The 18,016-nt window shown below is 69.1% G+C and carries 16 protein-coding genes; 7 read left to right on the top strand and 9 right to left on the bottom strand.

Translation table 11 applies throughout. The features are described 5' to 3' along the window. Positions 1-14: 14 nt before the first annotated feature. The 3 genes from rpsR to rpsF all read right to left on the bottom strand — a co-directional run bounded on the left by rpsR (position 15) and on the right by rpsF (position 1,242). A complete protein-coding gene (gene rpsR / locus AB0H56_RS15170) occupies positions 15-266 on the bottom strand; it encodes a 30S ribosomal protein S18 (RefSeq protein WP_232995826.1) in 252 nt (83 codons plus the stop codon). 31 nt (positions 267-297) lie between these two features. Then, positions 298-855: a single-stranded DNA-binding protein gene (locus AB0H56_RS15165; protein ID WP_110037832.1), complete on the bottom strand. Its 558-nt coding sequence runs from the start codon at positions 853-855 to the stop codon at positions 298-300. 99 nt (positions 856-954) lie between these two features. Next, a complete protein-coding gene (gene rpsF / locus AB0H56_RS15160; protein WP_357162583.1) occupies positions 955-1,242 on the bottom strand; it encodes a 30S ribosomal protein S6 in 288 nt (95 codons plus the stop codon). A gap of 133 nt (positions 1,243-1,375) precedes the next feature. Here rpsF and AB0H56_RS15155 point away from each other — a divergent pair, with 133 nt between their 5' ends. Then, entirely contained in the window at positions 1,376-2,746 is a 1,371-nt protein-coding gene (locus tag AB0H56_RS15155; protein WP_357162580.1) for a hypothetical protein, read from the top strand. Positions 2,747-2,818: 72 nt separating this feature from the next. On the opposite strand, the gene AB0H56_RS15150 is transcribed toward AB0H56_RS15155, so the two are convergent. Then, entirely contained in the window at positions 2,819-3,925 is a 1,107-nt protein-coding gene (locus AB0H56_RS15150; protein ID WP_110037830.1) for a DUF475 domain-containing protein, read from the bottom strand. Positions 3,926-3,994: 69 nt separating this feature from the next. Next, positions 3,995-4,570 (bottom strand): TerD family protein, encoded by a 576-nt coding sequence (locus AB0H56_RS15145; protein WP_019049996.1) that lies wholly within the window; start codon positions 4,568-4,570, stop codon positions 3,995-3,997. Positions 4,571-4,855: 285 nt separating this feature from the next. Between AB0H56_RS15145 and AB0H56_RS15140 the strand changes: the two genes are divergently transcribed. From AB0H56_RS15140 to AB0H56_RS15125, 4 genes are read left to right on the top strand one after another with little or no spacing between them, the layout of a single operon-like run. Continuing rightward, positions 4,856-5,971 carry a hypothetical protein gene (locus tag AB0H56_RS15140; RefSeq protein WP_357162576.1) on the top strand — a complete coding sequence of 372 codons (1,116 nt, stop codon included), beginning with the start codon at positions 4,856-4,858 and terminating at the stop codon, positions 5,969-5,971. Positions 5,972-5,998: 27 nt separating this feature from the next. After that, positions 5,999-7,204, top strand: a complete 1,206-nt coding sequence (locus AB0H56_RS15135) for an HpcH/HpaI aldolase/citrate lyase family protein (protein ID WP_357162573.1) — start codon at positions 5,999-6,001, stop codon at positions 7,202-7,204. Beyond that, complete coding sequence (locus AB0H56_RS15130; protein WP_357162570.1) at positions 7,201-10,077, top strand: phosphoribosyltransferase domain-containing protein; 2,877 nt, start codon at positions 7,201-7,203, stop codon at positions 10,075-10,077. Before AB0H56_RS15135 ends, AB0H56_RS15130 begins: the two co-directional genes overlap by 4 nt. Positions 10,078-10,115: 38 nt before the next feature. After that, positions 10,116-10,919, top strand: coding sequence for an HAD family hydrolase (locus AB0H56_RS15125; protein WP_357162925.1), 804 nt, complete (start codon positions 10,116-10,118; stop codon positions 10,917-10,919). 162 nt (positions 10,920-11,081) lie between these two features. Here the strand turns inward: AB0H56_RS15125 and AB0H56_RS15120 are convergent, their stop codons facing one another. Genes AB0H56_RS15120 through AB0H56_RS15110 form a run of 3 tightly spaced genes read right to left on the bottom strand, consistent with a single transcriptional unit; the run spans position 11,082 to position 13,182 of the window. After that, positions 11,082-11,846: an AIM24 family protein gene (locus AB0H56_RS15120; RefSeq protein ID WP_232995822.1), complete on the bottom strand. Its 765-nt coding sequence runs from the start codon at positions 11,844-11,846 to the stop codon at positions 11,082-11,084. Between the two features lie 4 nt (positions 11,847-11,850). Further along, positions 11,851-12,549 carry an AIM24 family protein gene (locus AB0H56_RS15115; RefSeq protein ID WP_357162567.1) on the bottom strand — a complete coding sequence of 233 codons (699 nt, stop codon included), beginning with the start codon at positions 12,547-12,549 and terminating at the stop codon, positions 11,851-11,853. Between the two features lie 9 nt (positions 12,550-12,558). Further along, complete coding sequence (locus AB0H56_RS15110) at positions 12,559-13,182, bottom strand: AIM24 family protein (RefSeq protein WP_357162564.1); 624 nt, start codon at positions 13,180-13,182, stop codon at positions 12,559-12,561. Positions 13,183-13,350: 168 nt separating this feature from the next. On the opposite strand from AB0H56_RS15110, the gene AB0H56_RS15105 reads away from it, so the two are divergent. Together AB0H56_RS15105 and AB0H56_RS15100 are read left to right on the top strand one after the other, a co-directional pair. Beyond that, on the top strand, positions 13,351-14,712 hold the full coding sequence (locus tag AB0H56_RS15105) for a TerD family protein (protein WP_357162561.1): 1,362 nt from the start codon (positions 13,351-13,353) through the stop codon (positions 14,710-14,712). Between the two features lie 28 nt (positions 14,713-14,740). Then, complete coding sequence (locus AB0H56_RS15100; RefSeq protein ID WP_357162559.1) at positions 14,741-16,306, top strand: TerD family protein; 1,566 nt, start codon at positions 14,741-14,743, stop codon at positions 16,304-16,306. On the opposite strand, the gene AB0H56_RS15095 is transcribed toward AB0H56_RS15100, so the two are convergent. Then, the gene (locus tag AB0H56_RS15095) at positions 16,307-17,986 is read right to left on the bottom strand and encodes a glycosyltransferase 87 family protein (RefSeq protein ID WP_357162922.1); all 1,680 of its coding nucleotides are present in this window, start codon (positions 17,984-17,986) and stop codon (positions 16,307-16,309) included. Positions 17,987-18,016: the final 30 nt, after the last annotated feature.

The following is an 18,016-nucleotide window of genomic DNA, read 5'->3' as shown; positions in this document are numbered from 1 at the left end:
TCTGACTCCCTTTCTCAGCGAGCGGTCGACACGTAAGGCAGCAGCGCCACCTCACGCGAGTTCTTGACGGCCACAGCGATGTCACGCTGGTGCTGCACGCAGTTGCCGGTGACGCGGCGAGCGCGGATCTTGCCGCGGTCGCTGACGTACTTACGCAGCAGCGTGGTGTCCTTGTAATCGATGGCAACGATGCCGGACTTGCTCTCCTTGCAGAAAGTGCAAGCCTTCTTCTTCAGCACCTTTTCGCGCGCGGGCGCTTTAGGCATGGTTTTCTCTCCGTACTATGAGTGCCGTTCCTCAGAACGGCGGTTCGTCATCCATGCGGCCGCCGCCCCCGAAGGAGCCGGCCGCGGGCGCGCTACCCCACGGATCGTCGTTGCCGGCGTTGCCGCCGCCCGACTGTCCGCCGCCACTGTTGGCGTTGTAGCCGCCTGCGCTACCACCACCGGCGTTACCGGAACCACCACCGAAGCCGCCGCCTCCGCCGCCGCGACCGGCCTTGGAGACCTTCGCCGTCGCATAGCGCAGCGAGGGGCCGACCTCGTCGACCTCGAGTTCGACGACCGTGCGCTTCTCGCCCTCGCGGGTTTCGTAGGAGCGCTGCTTGAGCCGTCCGCTCACGATGACGCGAGCGCCTCGGGTCAGGCTCTCGGCGACGTTCTCCGCTGCTTCACGCCAGATGTTGCAGCGCAGGAACAGGGCCTCGCCGTCTTTCCATTCGTTCGTGTTGCGATCGAATACGCGGGGAGTCGAAGCGACGGTGAAATTCGCCACCGCTGCGCCCGCGGGCGTGAAACGAAGCTCCGGGTCTGCCGTCAAGTTTCCGATGACGGTGATGACCGTGTCGCCTGCCATGTGGGGTTCCTCCTGCTCGGGGGTGCAGTCCGCGTCTCGGGATTTCGTGCTCGAGCCTAAAGCTAGGCTCTGACACGGAATTCGAGAAGAGGGTGCGGACTACTTGTCGTTGCGCAGAACCTTGGTGCGCAGCACCGTCTCGTTCAGGCCCAGCTGGCGATCGAGCTCGCTCACGGTGGCCGGGGTCGCGGTCAGTTCGACGACCGCGTAGATGCCTTCGGCCTGCTTGCGGATCTCGTAGGCGAGCCGGCGGCGGCCCCAGATGTCGACCTTGTCGACCTTGCCGCCCTCGGTCTTGACGACGTTGAGCAGGGAATCCAGGGACTGCCCGACGATGCGCTCGTCCAGGCTGGGGTCGAGGATGACCATCACTTCATATTGACGCACGGACCAATCACCTCCTGTGGACTAGGAAACGGCCATGGACTTTCCATGGCAGGAGGGTTCGTTGCGTCAGCAACCCGACAAGGCTACATGAGCGGGTCGTGAGCAGCGAAATCGATCGAATACTGTGGTCGCCATGACCAAGGCCGACACGTCGCAGCGGGCAACCCGCGGCGTGGCGACGGCCTCGGCGCTGACGTTCCTGATCGTGCTGCTGTGCGGCCTCACCCTCGCGCTGGCCTATGCCAACAAGGCGCGCTGCGCGGGCGGCGCGATCGACGACATCGGCCGCAGCCTGGTGTTCGACATCCGCAAGGACGCCGACGTCTGCTATTCCGATATCCAGTTCCTCTGGAGCGGCCGCGAGATCGACAACCACGTGTTCCCGTACGTGAACGGCGGGATCACCGAGGAGGGCGCACTCGTCGGCGGCGCGGTGGAGTACCCGGTGCTCAGCGGCCTGCTGATGTGGGCGGCGGCGATCGGGGTCGACAACGACGCCGACTTCCTGTGGCGCTCCGCGCTGCTGCTCACCCCGTTCGCCCTGCTCACGGCGTGGATGCTGGCCAGGATGGCCGGTCCGGCGGCCCTGCTGTGGGCGATCGGGCCGCCGCTGGTGCTCTATGCCTTCCACAACTGGGAACTGCCGGTGGTGTGCGCGGCGGTGGGCGCGGTCTACGTGATGACCGCGCTGACCGGCCTGACGGTGCGCACCCGCGGGATCATCGCCGCGGTGCTGCTCGCGATCGGCTTCTGTTTCAAGATCTATCCGGGCATCTTCGTGCTCCCGCTGGCGCTGTACGTGCTCACCGAGGGGCGCCCGCGCGAAGGGCGACGGCTGGGCGAACTCGACATCGCGGGCGCGGCCCAGACCGTGCTCGCGGCGATGGGCACGGTCGCCGCGGTGAACCTGCCGTTCGTGCTGGCCGGGCTGGAGGGGTGGCGGGCCTCGATCGTCTTCCAGCAGCTGCGCCAGGCCGACATCACCACCAATTCGATCTGGTACTGGGGGCATCAGCTGATCTTCGGCCGCGCCGCCGAGACCTCGAACGACTGGCACGACATGGTCGCCGCCGCCTCGCCCACCCTGATCCTGGCTTCGTTCGCGCTGGCCATGTGGCTCGGCTACCGCCGCTGGACTCCCACGTCGGCGTTCCCGTGGGTGGGTGTGAGCGGCGCGATGCTGTGCGGGTTCATGCTTTTTCACAAGGTGCACTCACCCCAGTACACCCTGTGGATAATTCCGTTCCTGGTGCTGCTGGAGGTGCCGTGGTCGCTGGTCGCGGCCTATCTGGTGGCCGACGCGGCGGTCGGGATCGGCGTGTTCCGGTACTTCGCCGCGATGGGCGCCGGCGAGGACTACGACCTGCTGGAGGGGGTAGTCCAGTTCGGGGTGTGGACGCGCTCGGCGCTGCTGTGCGTCCTGTTCTTCCTGTTCATCCGGGCCGGAACACGCGGCGCGACAACACGGCCGGCGCCGAAGCGGCTGCCGCAACCGGTGGCCTAACGAAACGACAGCGGCGGCGAATCCCGAGGGACTCGCCGCCGCTGTGGCATTTCCGGCTTGCTACAACGCCTGTCAGCCGACCGGCGCGGTTTCCTTCGACTCGTCGACCGCGTCGGGCTCGCCCTTGCGGTTGCGCAGGATGGACGAGATCAGCGCGGCGCCGATGAACGCGACGCCGACCAGACCGGTGATCAGCTCGTTGACGTGCACACCGATCGAGACCAGCAGGATGGTCGCCAGCGCGCCGATCGCCCAGTGCGCGCCGTGCTCGAGGTACACGTACTCCGAGAGCGTGCCCTGGCGGACCAGGTACACCGTGATCGAGCGGACGAACATCGCGCCGATGAGGCCGAGGCCCAGGGCGATGATGATCGGGTCCGAGGTGATCGCGAACGCGCCGATGACACCGTCGAACGAGAACGAGGCGTCGAGCACCTCGAGGTACAGGAACAGGAAGAACGCGGCCTTACCGGTCGCCTTGACCAGCCCGGACGGACCGTGCGGGCCTTCTTCGAGCTCCTCGGTGTGGAACATCGAACCGAGGCCGTCGACCAGGATGTAGACGATCATGCCGAGCAGACCGGCGACCAGGACGGTCGAGCGATCGTCGTCCTTGGCCAGGAACTCCGCGGTCAGCACCAGGCCGGTGCCCGCGATGACGACCGAGAGCATGTCGAGCTTGCCCGCCTTGGCCAGCGGCTTCTCCAGCCAGCTCAGCCAGGTGATCTCGCGGTCTTCGAAGATGAAGTTCAGGAACAGCAGCGCGAGGAACATGCCGCCGAACGCCGCGATCTGCGGGTGCGCGTCGGTCAGCAGGGTTTCGTAGCTGGGGCTGCCGTCGGGGAAGTACGGCGCGTCGTTCTCCGGCGGGTTGAGGGCCAGATCGAAGGCCTGTACCGGATTCAGTCCGGCGGTGACCCACACGATGGCCAGCGGGAACACCAGTCGCATACCGAACACGGCGATGACGACACCGATGGTCAGGAAGATCCGCTGCCAGAACTCGCTCATCCGTTCCAGGACGGTGGCGTTGATGACGGCGTTGTCGAACGACAGCGACACCTCGAGGATGCCGAGGATCGCGCACAGCGCGAGGGCGGTCAGGCCACCGTAGAGGTAGGCGACGACCAGCGACAGCACCGTGATGACGATGGACAGGCCGAAAATGCGCGTTATCACGCGGAGGGACCTTTCTGTGTCACGCGGACAGGGGGCCCGAGTCGACGAACCCCCCGTCCGAGATGGTGACTAGACGTTGACGCCGTAGTCGCGGGCGATACCGGCCAGGCCGGAGGCGTAGCCCTGCCCGATGGCGCGGAACTTCCATTCGGCACCGTTGCGGTACAGCTCGCCGAAGACCATAGCGGTCTCGGTCGAGGCGTCCTCGGACAGGTCGTAGCGCGCGAGCTCGGTGCCGTTGGCCCGGTCGACGACGCGGATGTAGGCGTTGCGCACCTGGCCGAACGACTGCGAGCGGGTCTCCGCGTCGTAGATCGAGACCGGGAAGAAGATGCTCTCGATGGTCGGCGGGGTGTTGGCCAGGTCGACGTTGATGACCTCGTCGTCGCCCTCGCCCTCACCGGTGGTGTTGTCGCCGGCGTGCTCGATCGCGCCCTCGGGGGACTTCAGGTTGTTGAAGAACACGAAGTGCTTGTCCGAGACGACCTTCTTGTCCGCGCCGGTGGCGATCGCGCTGGCATCGAGGTCGAAGTCGGTGCCGGTGGTGGTGCGCACGTCCCAGCCGAGGCCGACCGCGACCGCGGTCAGGTTCGGGGCCTCTTTGGTCAGCGAGACATTGCCGCCCTTGGACAGACTGACACCCATGCGGGAATCCCTTCGGTTAGTCCGTTGTGTCGTTTCCCAGCATGTCCGAATCGCCGGGTACGGCTACGACAGTAATAGGTTTCGCGAAACTTGCGTAGGAACAAGCTGCAGCCCTGGTGAAGGCTGCGAATCTCCTACCATCGGGACTGTGCGTGGTCGGGTCGCCGCGCGGTTCGGAAAGGGGACGTGACGGTGACACCTCGCAGACGCGGATGGTTCAGGTCGGGGGCGGATCATGACTGGATCAGCGGAGCGCGGGCCGCGACGTCGGCCGCTTTCCTCGACATGGATCAGCGGCAGACGGCGGCGGAGGCGGGTGTGCTTGCCAGCGAACAGGTTTTCCCCGACCGCGCGATCGGCGCGGTGTGGGAGCCGGTGCGTGCGCGCTGTTACGCGGCGGCGGGCGCGTATCTGGGTTTCACCGACGAGCTCGATGCCGCCGAGGCCGCGGGCACGCCGATCGCCGACGGTCCGGCCAGGGCCGACGCGCTGGTGCGCCAGCTGACCGACGCGGCCCGCGGGGTGGACGAGTTCTATCACGCGCACAGCGCCGGACTGGCGGAGGCGGCGCGGGTGCGCGGGGCGGTGCCGCAGCTGCTGGCGCAGGTGCGGACGGAGGCCGAGCGGGCGCTGGCCGCGGCGGAGTCGTCCGGGTACGGCTCGTATCCGTCGGTGGCCGCCGGCGTAAGGCGGCTGAATGACGATCTGATCACAGCGTCCGCGGTGGATCCGAGTACCTCCGTCGCCGCCGCGCGCACCGCCGCGGCGGCGGTGCAACAGGCCACCAAAGAATTGTCGGATGCGTTGGCGCAGGCCCCTTCTCGGGCCGGTGCGGCGACCAACGCGATCTCCTCCGTGACCACCAGGCTGGCCGCGGTCCGCAACCGCGCGGACGCGCTCGGGCCCGCCTACTCGGCGCTGCTGCGCGAGTTCAACGCTGCGAGTTCGGCGGACTTGACCAACAATGAGCGAGAAAGCCGACGCGATATCGATGCCGCGGACGCCGCGCTGGTCCGCGCGCGTGTCGCGGCGGCCGAGCACGACCCGGAGACCGCCCTTGATTTGACCGCGACCGCGCGCCAGCACCTCGCCGAGGCCGAGCAGTTGGTCGACGCCGTGACCCGGCGCCTCGAACTGTTGCGCGGCGTACGGGCCGACCCCGAAGCGCAGGCGCGCACCGTACGATTCCGGCTACGGGACGCGCAGATGCTCGCGGTCGATCGAGGGCTGGTCGCCGAGTGGGGCTCGGTCCTCGATGCGCAGGCCGAGCGGCTGGAGCGCATAACATCTGGACTGACAGGTCGTCATCCAGACTATTGGGCGTATGTTTCCGAACTGGATACCGTCGCGACATTCATCGCCGGCGTAGTCGAACGCATGAGAAAGCACGAGAAGAAGTGAGATGGCCCGACAGATGAGGTGGGGGGTATGACCGCGGGATACGCCGTCGCTACAGAGATCTGCCTGCGTAAACAGGTCCCGCTCCGTCACTTCCGGCAGTTGCACGGGCCGCGCGCCCGTGAGCTGTTCCTCGTCGAACCGGAACCGATCGTCGACGATCGGGAACTCCTCGCGACCGCGCTCGGGGCCACGCTCTACGTGCCGGCGACCCGCCCCGACCTGGCCGCCACCATCCGGCGCCGGGCGGCTCGCGGGGTGTGCTCGATGGTGATCGACCTCGAGGACGCGGTGGCCGATCACCAGGTGGAGGCCGCCAAGGAGCACGCGGTGGCCACGCTGGACCTGCTCGCGCGCAGCGAGGATCCGAACCCGATGCTGTTCATCCGGGTGCGCGACCCGCAGACGGTCACCGAGGTGGTCGACCGGCTCGGGCGCGGCGCCGAGGTGCTCACCGGATTCGTCTTCCCCAAGTTCGACACCGTCACCGGGCCCGCCTACCTGGCCGCGCTGGCCGACGCGCGGCGCAGGCTGGACCGGCCGATCTACGGCATGCCGGTGCTCGAGTCGGCGAACCTGGTGCACCGGCAGACCCGCGACGAGCAGCTGTCCCGGATCGCCGAGCTGCTCGACGAATACCGTGAGCACCTGCTCGCGGTCCGTATCGGCGCGACCGACATGTGCGCCACCTTCGGTATCCGCCGCGACCGCGACCTGACGATCTACGACGTGCGCGTGGTCGCCGACGTGATCGCCGACATCGTCAACTACCTCGGCCGCGCCGACGGCACCGGCTTCATCATCACCGGGCCGGTCTGGGAGTACTTCGCCGATCACGAGCGGATGTTCCGTCCGCTGCTGCGGACCGCGCCGTTCGAGGAATCCGACGCCGTTCCGTTCCGGCAGTACCTGGTGAGCCGCGACCTCGACGGGCTGCTGCGCGAGATCACCCTGGATCGGGCCAACGGGATACAGGGCAAGACCGTCATCCACCCCTCGCACGTGGCCGCGGTGCACGCGCTGTCGGTGGTGACGCACGAGGAGTACGCCGACGCGCTGCACATCATGGAGGCCGATGTGGGTGGGGTCGCGGCCTCGGAGTACCGCAACAAGATGAACGAGATGCGCCCGCATCGCAGTTGGGCTCGCCAGACCCTGGTCCGGGCCCGCGCGTTCGGGGTCGCGAACAAGGGAGTGTCCTTCGTGGATCTGCTGACGGCGATGATCGCCGAATGAGCTCGATCGATCAGCCCTGGGCGACGAAGCATCTCGGGATCGAGCTGCATCACGGCGAGTCCTTCGTGGCGCGTGGAGCCGCTGAGTACGCCGAGGAAACTGCCGAACACCCTGTGCCAGTGGGGTACACGATCGACGCGCTGGTCCGGCCGGGTCTGCGGCGCAATCCGCGCCGCGCGCACCTGCTGGTGTCGACGGTGCTCGGCAAACATCTGCCCACCGATCCGCGCGTGGTGATCGGCGCCGGGGATCAGCTCGGCGATCTCGTGCGCGCGACGCTCGGTGATCGCGATGCCGTCGTGCTCGGCTTCGCCGAAACGGCAACGGGTCTGGGGCATTGCGTGGCCGCGCGCCTCGACGCCACCTGTTATCTGCATTCCACCCGCAGGCACGAACCCCGCGCGACCACGCTGGCCGGATTCGAGGAAGGGCATTCGCACGCCACCTCGCACCTGCTGCAACCGGCGCCCGCCGGAATCTTCGCCAACGACCTGCCGCTGGTGCTGGTGGACGACGAGATCTCCACCGGCGACACCGCGATCGACGCCGTGCGCGCCCTGCACGATTTCGCGCCGCGCGCGCACTATGTGCTCGCCTCGCTGGTCGACATGCGGACCGCCGCCGATCGCGCCAAGTTCGAGGTGTTCGCCGCCGAGCTCGGCGCGCGGATCGATACCGTCTGCCTGGCTACGGGCCGTGTCGACCTGCCCGCCGGGCTGATCGACAAGGTCACCGCGCTCCCCGATCCGGCGCTCAACCCGGTGGCGGCGCGGCGAGGTTCGTTCACCAGGCTCGAATTGCCGTGGCCCGCCGATGTTCCCGAGGGCGGACGGCACGGAATCCTGAGCACGGATGCGGCAGCATTCGATATCGCGCTGAAGGCCGCGAACGCCGAGGTCCAAGTGTGTCTCGACGCCGGGTTCGCCGGTCGCCCGGTGATCGTCCTCGGCCACGAGGAACTCATGTACCTGCCGCTGCGGCTGGCGGCGGAGCTCGCCGACGCGGGTACCCCCGCGCGCTTCCAAACCACCACCCGCTCACCGGCTTACGTCTTGGACGAGCCCGGCTATCCGCTGCGCCGTGGGTTCCGCTTCACCGCCCCCGAACCGGACCCGACCGCCGATCGCTACCTCTACAACGCGCAGTGGACCGACAGCGATGTCACCCCCGTTCTGCTGGTCGTCCTCGACCCGCCCGCCGACACACCGCAACTCGTCGCGGACGGCGGGCTCGTCGATGTGCTCACGGCCTCGGGCGCCGACGTGGTGGTAGCTGTCGTGCCGGGCGCCGACCCACGCGCACTGCACACGAGCCGCGCCGGGAGGCCCACCAGCCTGCCCGGCGCTGATAGTGCGGCGACACCCGCTACCGAAGATGCGAGTGTCGTCGCTCCCGTGCCGAAGTCGACGGCCGCACCAGCCCCGGATTCACCCGCGTCGGACGCGGAGACCGGCGACGCGAGACCAATCGCCGGAGAGCCGTCGCGCGCCGCCGACCTGGCAGCCGAAGACTCGGCGGCACTGTCGGCGACGGCACGCGGCACGAATGCTGGCCCGGCGGCCAGGAATTCGGCGGCGCCGCAGACCACAGTGTCCGGCGTGGATGCCGGTTTGGCGGCCAACGGCTCCGCAGCATCGTCGGCGACGGTGCGTGGTGGGAATGCCGGCCCGGCGGCGAAGGACTCGGCGGAGGACGGCGACCGGCGGCCGACCACCTGTGCCAGTCGGCTCGGCGGCGCCACAGCGCGGATTCTGCCCGAACCGCTGCATGGTCCCGAGTTCGGTTCGTATGCGGCCGAAGATGTCTCGTGGTTGTTGAAGGATCTTTCGCACGCTGATCTCGAGGCCGATGTGGCCGAGCGGGAGCGGCGGATCCAGGCGGGGATCGCGCACTACGCGGAATCGCTGCCGGTGGAGTACCAGCCCGACGCGGAGTATCGGGAGCTGTTCGATCGAGTGCTGGCCGAAAGTGCCGAGCGGTTGGCGCTGGCCGTGGCGACGGTGGCCGAACTGGTGATCGCGGAGCGCGGCGAGAACATCGTGCTGGTGTCGCTGGCCAGGGCGGGGACGCCGGTCGGGGTGTTGATGCGGCGCTGGCTGGCCAGTGGTGTCGGGAGGCCGGCACTCGACGTGCCGCACTACGCGGTGTCGATCGTGCGTGATCGCGGTATCGACTCGGTGGCGCTGGATTATCTGGCGCACCACCATGATCCGGCGTCGATCGTCTTCGTCGACGGGTGGACCGGCAAGGGTGCGATCACCCATGAACTCACCGCCGCGCTCGACGCGTATCACGCGGCGGGTGGGGCCCGGTTCAACGACGAGCTGGTCGTTCTCGCCGATCCCGCCAACTGCGTGCGCACCTACGGCACCCGCGACGACTTCCTCATCGCCTCGGCCTGCCTGAATTCCACCGTGTCCGGCTTGGTTTCGCGCACTGTCCTCAACGACACGCTGATCGGGCCCGGCGACTTCCACGGCGCGAAGTTCTATCGCGAACTGGCCGGCGAGGACGTCTCGAACCAGCTGCTCGATGCGGTCACCGCCGCCTTCGAGAAGGTGCGCGACCGAGTGCCCGCCGCGGTCGCCGAGATCCAGGCCTCCGATCGCACGCCGAACTGGTCCGGCTGGGCTTCGGTCGAACGGGTGAAAGTCGAATATGGCGTCGCCACAGTCAATTTCGTCAAGCCGGGCGTCGGCGAGACGACGCGCGTGCTGCTGCGCCGCGTACCGTGGCGGGTGCTGGTGCGTGACGCGGACGCCCCCGAACACGCACACATCCGGCTGCTCGCCGCCGCCAGGAATGTGCCAGTGGAGGTGGTACCCGATCTCGCGTACTCCTGCATGGGGCTGATCAAGGAGCTGGACCAGTGACCCCGACGGCGCTCGTCGCGACCGACCTCGACCGCACGATGATCTACTCCCGCAACGCCTTCGGCGGCGCGGACGCGGTCGAGAAGGTGTGCGTCGAACACTACGAGGGCGAGCCGCTGTCGTACATGACCGTGACCGCCGTGGAACGCCTGCGGGCGCTCACCGAGGTGGCGGCGGTGATCCCGACGACCACGCGCACGATCGAGCAGTTCCAGCGGATCGCGCTGCCGGGTGCGCCCTGGCGCTTCGCGATCACCAGCAACGGCGGCAACATCCTGGTCGACGGTGTCGCCGATCCGCTGTGGCGGGCGGGGATCGACGCGCAGGTGCGCGCGAGCGGGGCCACCCTCGCCGAGGTCGGCGCCGAATTACGCGCGCGGATCGACGATTCCTGGGTGACGAAGTATCGCGAGGCCGACGAGCTGTTCTGCTACCTGGTGGTGCGACCGGAGGCGATGCCCGCCGGTTTCCTGGCCGAGTGGGACGCCTGGTGCCGGGCGAACGGCTGGTCGGCCTCCCAGCAAGGTCGCAAGGTCTACGCGATGCCCGACGCGGTGTGCAAGAGCATCGCGGTCGCCGAGGTCCGCCGTCGTCTGCTCGAAGTGGGCGAATTGGCCACGGGTGCGCGTGTTTTCGCCGCTGGTGACGGCGCGCTGGACGCCGAGATGCTGCGCGCCGCCGACACCGCCATCCGCCCGCGCCACGGTGAACTCGAAGAACTCGCCTTCACCGCGCCGAACCTCACCGTCACCACGGCCGCCGGAATCCTGGCGGGCGAGGAGATCCTCGACTGGTTCCACGCGGCGGCGCTGCAGCCCGCCGTGGTCACAGCCACGACCTGATCCACACGACGGGCGCGGTGGCGCGACCCGGCCACGCCCGCAGCCGTCGGCCGGGTACGGCGACAACCTGATTCGCCCGGCGTGATGACTCGGCCCAGCCCCGGAGCCAACCCTGCCGTCACCGTCCCGGCCCGATCGACTCGTCGTCGCCGGCCGACCGCCTCAGTAGTGCTGCTGCTGACCAGCCAACTGCTGGGCGACCACGCCCTGGATGCGCTGCAGTCCGCCGACGGTGATCCCGCTCTGCAGCTGGCCCTCGATGGTGCGGACCAGGGCGTTGTCGCTCATGACCTTCTCCGAGGACTGGATGAGAACAGTGCCGGCGCCGGTGAAGTCGAACTGGCGCTCCTCGCCCGAGTTCGCGCCCATCCTGGCCGCGCCCGCCGCCAGGAAGCTGCCGATCCAGCCCTGGTCGTAGTGGTGGCTGGGGGAGGGGCAGTCGGCCCAGCCGACCAGCGCCTCGGGATCGACGCGCAGCGGCGGCTCGGCGAACATCACCGGCCCGTTGGACGAGGCGAGGAACTTGCCGGTGCCGATGAGGGTGAGGAAGCCCGGCACGATCGACTGCTTGAGCGCCAGGCCCGGCTCGAAGGCGAGCAGGTTGGCGCCGCGGATGGTGAGGTTGCCGTCCTCGAGATCATAGGAATTGATGTCGTAGCCGCGGTCGCCGATGATCAGCTTGCCGTGGCCTTCGGCCACCACGTAGTCGCCGGCGAACAGCGGGGCGGAGAACTGGCTGCTCACCATGTGCATGAGGTTGCCCTGCAGGCCGTGGGTGAGCATCTGGAACTGGATCTGCCCGTAGTAGGCGATCATCGCGCCCTTGCGCATGAACCACGGCGCGGTCAGGTCGATGCAGTAGGCGTAGCTGTTGCCCGGAATGTTGTCGCTGGCACCGAGAGTCATCGGCGAATGGATCTGGCTCATCGGCTCACAACTTCTCTTCGGAGGCCTGCACGTACACGACACCCTGTCCGTGGCAATGCAATTGCATCGCCTCGCCCGCACCGCGGCCGACGGCGTCGCGCCAGCCCATCGCCGATTTGAGCTCGGTCTGCACATTGCCGTACGCGGCGACGAACGCCTGCGGGTCGACCACCACCGGATTCGGCCCGCCCACCTGCAGTTCCAGGAATCCGCCGTGCGCGAGCAGCACCGCCGCGCCCTGCCCGCTGAGCTGCGTGGTGAACATGCCCTGCCCGGTCACGACACCGGCGGCCGCGCCGCGCAGCGCGCCCATCAGGCCGCCACCGCCGCCGCCACCGCCGGAACTCGCCACCGAGACCACCGAGGCCTGCAGGCCCGCGGTGTTGGCGAGCAGCCGCGACGCCTCGACGCGCAGCACCGCGCCCGGCTGCATCTGCACCACCTGCACCTCGAGCCCGGCGAATCCGTAATGGACGGTGCCGTTGCCGCGCGCCAGCATGGTGCGCTCGTGCTCGCCCGCCATCATCGCGCCGGCCATGCGCATGAGTCCGCCGCCGCCCATGCCGGGTCCGGCGCCGGGGATCTGGTGCGGCGCGAAGCCGACCTGGCCCTGATAGAAGAGCATCGCGCCGGTCCTGGCGACGACGCCGCCCGCCTGGCCGACGTCGACCTTGACGACCTTGCTGTTGACTTTCTCGAACATCGCCGTCCCCTACCGTTCCGCCGGCTGGATCAGCACGACACCCTGGCCGTCCCACCGCAGTGAGAACGCCTCGCCCGCGTCCTGGCCGACCATCGTGCGCCAGGAGACATCGGTGACGAAGGACTGGTTGAGGTTGCCGCGGGCCGCGACGAACGCGTCCGGGTCGACGATCAGCGGGAACTGCGGCGAGACCTCGAGATGGATCAGCGGACCACCGGCCGACAGCAGCGCCACCTGGCCCTGCCCGGACACCGTGGTGGTGAACAGGCCGTTGCCCGCCGACATGCCGCCGACCCCGGCGAAGCGCACATCGGTGCGCAGATTCCCGGCGAAGGCGAGCAACTGCTGCGACTCGACCTGCAATGTCTCGTTGTTCAGGTCGACCACGGTGACGTTCTGGCCGTTCACGGCGAAGAACACGCGACCGTTGCCGGTGCACTCCATCAGCGACAGCTTCTCGCCGGTCGCGCGGCGCTTGAGCCCGGACAGCACGCCCTCGCCGCCGCCGAAGCCTGCCGACTTGAACTGCACATTGCCTTCGTAGGCGACCATCGAGCCGGAGATCGCGCGGATACTTGTCCCCGCGAGACGGGCCTCGATCACCTTCTTCGATTGTTCGAACAGCTGCGCCATGATCGGCCCTGGTGTCCCCTCTGCACAGGCGGGTGAAATGCCCGATACCTAACTGCGCGTCACCCTAGCGGATCGATCGGGTACACGCGCCGGTCGTGGAGCGCGGACGCTCGTCGCCGCTTTCTCGTAGAGTGGCAGACGACCGCACCGACAAGCGAAGGGTCGAACTTGTCTGCAACACTCGCCAAGGGCCAGAACGGTCCACTGGCCGTCAGTGACGTGGTGATCTCGCTCCAGCTCACCGCCCCTGCCGATCTGTCCGCACTATTGGTGACCGAGCAGGGCAAGGTCCGCACGGATGCCGACTTCGTCTTCTACAACCAGCCGAGTGGGCCCGGCGTCGATCTGCGCCCCGGCCCGGCGGGTCAGGCGGCCTCCCTTGCCGTTTCGCTGCCCGCGGTGCCCGCCGAGATCGACCAGATCCGCGCGGTGATCACCCTCGACGACGCGAACAGCAACTTCGGCCGCTTCGCCCCGCCCACCGCGATCGTCTCCGACGCGGCGGGCAACCAGCTGTTCGAGTACCGCATCGAGGGCCTCAACAGCGAGTCGATCGTGATCGCGCTCGAGCTCTACCGACGCCAGGGCAGCTGGAAGGTGCGCGCGGTCGGTCAGGGCTACGCGGGTGGTTTCGCCGCGCTGGTCACCGATCACGGTGTGCAGGTGGATGATTCGCCGGCCCCGGCAGCCGCGCCGCAGCAGGCCGCCCCGCAGCAGGCTCCGCCCCCGCCGCCGCCCGCCTACCCGGCGCAGTCCGCGCCGAGCTACCCGCAGCAGGCCGCGCCCGCCTACGCGCCCCCCGGTGGCGGTTACCCGCCGCCGCCTGCCCCCGCGCAGCAGCCGCCCGCCGGTGGCTACCCGCCGCCGCCCGGTCAGGGCTACCCGCCGCCCGGCCAGCCGCCGCAGGCGCCGCCGCAGCCGACCGGTGAGGTGAGCCTGAGCAAGGATCGCCCGGTCAGCTTGCAGAAGGGGCAGCGCGTCACGCTCCGCAAGGAGGGTGGCGTCGCGCTGACCTTCGTGAAGATGGGTCTCGGCTGGGACCCGGTGCGCACGCGCGGCATGTTCGGCAACCGTACGGTCGACATCGACCTGGACGCGTCGGTCTGCCTGTTCGCCGACAACAACCTGGTCGATGTGGCCTATTACGGCCAGCTGTCCTCCAAGGACGGCTCGGTGCGGCACCAGGGTGACAACCTCACCGGTGAGGGTGACGGCGATGACGAGATGATCCTGGTCGACCTCACCAGGATCCCCGCGCACATCAACTCGCTGCTGTTCATCGTCACCTCCTACAAGGGGCACACGTTCGAGCAGGTGCAGAACGCCTTCTGCCGCCTGATCGACGGCAGCAACAACGGCGAACTCGCCCGCTACACCCTCGCAGGCGGCATGCCGTTCACGGCGATGGCCATGGCCAAGGTGTACCGGGTGGGCGCGGACTGGAAGATGCAGGCGCTGGGCGAAGGCTTCCAGGCCAAGCATCCCGGTGAGGCCGTGCCCCAGCTGGGCCGGTTCCTCGGCGGGAACTAGACCGCACGAACAGAGCAGGGCATACGACGTGATTCACCTGAAGGCGGGCCAGAACACCGCGCTGACCGCCGACACCGTGCGGTTCACCGCACAGACCACCGGCGCGGTCGATCTCGGCGCGCTGGTGGTCGGCGAGGATCTGCGGGTCCGCGACGAGCACGATCACGTGTGCGCGTCGCGGCCCGCCGCGCCCGGCGTGCGCCTGGCAGGCGGGGCGATCGAGCTCTCGCTGTCGCAGGTGCGGCCGGACGCGAACGCCGTGCTGCTGTTCGTCGCCGCGAGTCACGTGCTCGGCACCGTCACCGCGATGCTGGCCGAGAACGGCGCGCCCGCAGCGGAATTCGTGATCGCCCCGAGCTCGGGGGAGAGCGCGCTGATCTGCCTCGAGGTGTACCGCCGCGGCGGCGCCTGGAAGCTGCGCGCACTGGGGCAGGGCTACGACGGCGGCGCGGCGCGGCTGCTCACCGCGCACGGCGTCCCCGCGGCCGCGGCGATGGCGGACGCGCCGACCGCGCACGGCGTTCCGGCCGCGTCGGCACAGCCGATGGCGCCGACGGAGACGCTCGCGCAGCAGCCCGTCGGCGCACCGGGTGTCCCGCTCGAGGTCGACCACGGCCTGCAGCGCATGTGGATGATCTTCGAGGACGCCGCCCGCTCGGCCGCCGCGATGATCTCCGCGCGCGAATACGCCACCAAGCGGCTCGATCAGGAGATGTCGGAAGCGGTCTCGAACCCGGCCACCCGCAACACCCCGGCCGCCGACGCGGCCAGGGCCGCCGCGCAGCGTCGCTACGACGAACTGGTCGCCGTCGCCGACGCCGACCACCGGCGCGACAGCGACCAGCTCGCCCGCGAGATCGCCGAGGCCGACGCCGTGATGCCCGCCGCGCTGGCGTCCTGGCTCGCCCCGGCATGGACGACCAAAGCCGTACGCAGCGACGGCATCCGGCTCGGCGAGCTGTACGCACTCGACCGGGGAACGCTGCGCGTGCCGTATTGCGTTCCGGTGCCGCTGAATCGGCCGCTGTGGGTCGACACCGAGTCCAGCGCCGCCGCCTCCCGGGTGGTCGGCGCGCTGGTGGCCCGGCTCGTCGCCGCACTGCCGGACAAGCCGACCAAGGTCGATCTCATCGATCTCACCGGCGGCCTGCGCGGGCTCGCCGCGCCGCTGGCCCCACTGCTCGCCGGTCCGGTGGTCGGCGACCACACCGAGATCGCGGCCCGCGTCGGCGCACTGGCGCACGCGGCCGAGCTCGCCGAAATCGCTTACAACAGTGGGCAGGCCGTGCCGCCGTCGGAGCACCGAATCCTGGTGGCCGCCGATTTCCCGCACGGCTACCAGCCCGCCGACATCGTGCGGCTCGGTCAGCTGATGGTGCGCGGCGATCTCATCGGGCTGTCGCTGGTGATCGTCGGCAGCGGCGGGGTCGACTTCGGTGACGGTCCGCTGTCGCTGCTGGCCCAGTCCTGCCGTCATCTGCCGACGGTGCCGGGCACCCCGCTGTTCGATCCGTGGACCGGCAACCCCTGGGAGCTCGACCTCGACATGCTGCCCGCCGAGCCCGAACTCCAGGCCCGCTACCTGCGGATGTAGTCAGTCCCCGACGGCGGCGGGCCGCGCGGCCGCATGGGCCTGCCGCGGTCGCAGGAATTCCGGCAGCCACGGCAGCAGCGGGTCGGGCGCCCGGTCGAGGATGCCGCCCGCCGGATCGTCGACGTAGTCGCGGCGCACAAGGTCGTCCTGTGGGCACAGGATCTGGTGGATGATCAGCGCGCACAGGCCGATGACGGCGAGGTCGCGCAGGACGACGGTGCCGGTGAACCACTGCTCCGGCAGGCCCTTGGCGTCCTCGCCCAGGTAGTAGAACATCCGCGGCACCCAGACCAGGGCGTCGATCGTCATCCACGCCAACAGGATTCGGCGATGCGGAAGGGCGAGTACGGCCAGCGGCACCAGCCACAGCGAGTACTGCGGGCTCCAGACCTTGTTCGTCAGCAGGAACGCGGCCACCACGAGGAAGCACAGCTGGGCCAGACGTGGGCGCCGCGCCGCGGTCAACGCCACGTAGGCGATGCCCGCGCAGGCGAGCACGAACAGCAGCAGCGAGACCGTGTTCAGGATGGTCGGCGGCTCGCCGTGCGCGAGTTCGCCGTCGAATCCGCTCCAGCCGGTGAACGAGGTGATCACGTTGTAGATCGAGTCCGGGTCGGCGTGCCGGGTGGTGTTGAGCCGGAAGAATTCCCGCCAGCCGTCCGGGTACAGCGCCGCGATCGGCAGGTTCACCGCGATCCAGGTGCCCGCGGCGGCGACGATGGCGAGGGTGGCGGCACCGAGCGGGCGCAGCGCGAAGAACTGTGTCCTGGCGGGGGTTTCGCGCAGCCAGGTGCGCGCGGAGGCGATGCTGTCGACATCGCGTAGTCGCAGGCCCGCACGGGCCGCGGGTAGTCGCTGCATCGGGTCGGCCCGCAGGCACAGCACCAGGATCGGGCCGAGCAGCAGCAGCGGATACAGCTTCGCCGCGCCGCCGAGGCCGAGCAGCACGCCGGCGAGCACCGGCTTGCGGCGGGCCCAGGCCAGCAGGCCGGTGGCCGCGAACGCCGTTGCCAGCGCGTCGAAGTTGGTGAACGCGTGCACGATCACCAGCGGCGAGACGGCGATGAGCGCCGCGTCCCACACCCGGCGTCCGGCCAGTCGCGAGGACGCCCAGATGGTGATCAGCCAGCCCACCGCCAGCCCGAGCGCGACGACGTTGAAGTAGACGACCACCGACAGCGCGCCGGGCAGCGGCAGATGGTCCCAGACATTGCCGATCTGCATGGCCGCGTACTGATAGAGACCCGAAAGGACCGGATACTCCATGTACCTGACCTCGGTGCCGCCGTCGGGCGTGTCCTCGATCCAGGACTTCTTGTACGGGAACGCGCCCTCGTTGAGCCGTTCCGCGCCGTAGAGCGGGACGGTGTCGGAGTAGCACATGGCCACGTACTGGCGGCCGTCGGTCCAGTCCAGCATCAGGCCGCCCGCGCCGTCGCTGGTCTGCTGGATGCAGGGCGCCTTCGCGAACCAGCCGAGCGCCAGGAAGATCACCGTGAAGACGAACATCACCCGCAGCGGCGTCCAGAACCGTACCCGGCCGATCAGCGCGTGATCGCCGACCGGGCCGCCGATCACCGTCGACAGCTGCGCGGTCAGCGAGTCGTTGCGGCTCGGCCGATCGCGCGCGTCGACCGAGCGCAGGTCGGGGGCCAGCTGGGCGGGCGCGACGTAGTGCACCGCGCGACCCTGCCGGGTATCACTCGACGC

Origin of the sequence: Nocardia sp. NPDC050717 (assembly GCF_040654275.1) — a bacterium.
In the GTDB taxonomy this organism is placed as follows: domain Bacteria; phylum Actinomycetota; class Actinomycetes; order Mycobacteriales; family Mycobacteriaceae; genus Nocardia.
Note: the sequence above shows the minus strand (reverse complement) of the source record. Positions and strands in the feature narration are given on the sequence as shown.